Source organism: Bacillus haikouensis, from assembly GCF_013179555.1.
Lineage (GTDB): Bacteria > Bacillota > Bacilli > Bacillales > Bacillaceae_B > Rossellomorea > Rossellomorea haikouensis_A.
Map to the genome: position 1 here is coordinate 1 of NZ_JABMCR010000489.1, position 1802 is coordinate 1802.

The 1802-nt window shown below is 40.6% G+C and carries 2 protein-coding genes; both read right to left on the reverse strand.

The genetic code is table 11. The features are described 5' to 3' along the window. On the reverse strand, nucleotides 1-804 hold an 804-nt coding region (locus tag HP456_RS23540; RefSeq protein ID WP_172255563.1), incomplete at its 3' end, for a 3-oxoacyl-ACP synthase III family protein. Further along, nucleotides 801-1802 (reverse strand): thiamine pyrophosphate-dependent enzyme (locus HP456_RS23545; protein WP_172255565.1); only part of this gene is annotated, 1002 nt, incomplete at its 5' end. The genes HP456_RS23540 and HP456_RS23545, both read right to left, overlap by 4 nt.

Below are 1802 nucleotides of genomic sequence, written 5' to 3' on the forward strand. Positions count from 1 at the left end.
GTGTATGAGGAAATGGTCAATATCCTGGACAGCCAGGCCTGCTTTCTGAATGACCTTCCTCATTGAAGAAGGTATCTTTTTTGTGGCCATCTTCCAGACTTCTCTTCCATCCATTTTAATGTATTGGCTGCTTTCTATCGTTTCTCCGTCAGGCAGGGGAACGCTTCCTCCCCCTACAATCTGCACCGCATTGTTTAATGTGGAATCAATATCCCAAGCGAGAAGGCCATTGCCTTCTCTTGCCTTTTGGAGGACTAATGCCCCAGCTGCATCACCAAAGAATACTTTAGTTGAACGATCAACCGGATCTGTTGCCCTTGAAAGTACTTCCGCTCCTATCACTAATACATTGTTGATGTGTTCATTTTGCAAGAGATGTGAGCCTATCACTATAGAGAAAATGCCCCCGGCACAGGCAGCTTGATTAAGATCGATCGGAATCGCCCTGCTTGCTCCAATTGCGTCCTTGATCACTAAAGCGGTCGAAGGCAGACGTTGATCAGGGGTTGTAGTGGTTAATATAATGGCATCTACTTCCTGTGCAGTTATATTTGCATTTAAAATCGCCTCTTCACTTGCTTTGATACATAAGTCAGAAGTGATTTCTCCGTCATTTAAATATCTTCTTTCTTTGATTCCTGTCTTCGTTTGAATCCATTCATCTGAAGTATCTAATACTTGACTAAGTTCTTCATTGGTGACAATGTTGTCCGGCACAGAGAATCCAGTCCCATTAATTGTGACGGGAACCTTCAATCCAGTCATATTCTCTACTTTTGGTAATAACACTGTATCCACATTCATTGAACATACTCCTTTACTGGAAAGTCTCCATAAATTTCACTTAAAGGTCCGGGTACGTCTTTAATATTGATTGAAGCTTCTATGATGACTGTTTTTCCTAAAGAGTATAGATCTTGAGCTTTCTTCCAGACATCATCCAATTCTTCTTTAGAAGTCAGACTCAATACAGGTAATTGTGGGTGTTGAAGGTTCACTAATGGTATTTCTTTATTGATAAATGGAGAGGGAGCGGTGTGTTTATTTTGGTATTCAAGCCATCCATATCCCCCATTCTTTAAAACAATATAAATCAGCGGTATCCGGTTGTTGACTACTGTCGTCAATTCAGGACTGAATAAGTTAAATGCCCCATCTCCCACCAGCGCTACTACCATTTCATCCTGTCTGGCTTTGGCTGCACCAATACTGGCTGCACACCCAAAGCCTAAGCTAGTTTGTTCACTTGGTACAATCGATGTCTGATTATCTTTAAGAGAGAGGGAAGGATAGAAGTATGACCACATATCTTGAAGACCGTTCTCATGTACATAAATAGCTGGAAGTTGTTCGCCTTCCTGAATTTTATCCAATATGTGCACGACTTTTAATTCGTCTTCTTTACAAACCAACCTTCTACTTTCTGTAAATAACCTATCTTTTTTTCTCATCAACTCGGTATTGTCCCCTTTTTCTAACGAGCCTAAAGTATCGAGGAGCAACATCAGGGAATGGCTTAAATCACCTACTAGTCTGAGACTATTGAATGTATGATTAAAGTGCTCTTCATTGATATTGATTTCGATCATTTTTTTATTATTCATCATATGTTCCCAGCCAAAAAGTGCGGTTTCCTCAAGCTTGCTTCCAAGCGATATAACCAAATCACTTTCTGCAATAATTCCTTTCATGACATCAGGACAATACAAACCAGCCAGACCGCAAAATAAAGGATGTGTTTCAAGAAAACTCCCTCTCCCCGAAGCTGTTGTAAAAACTGGTGCCTTTATCCGATCAGACAG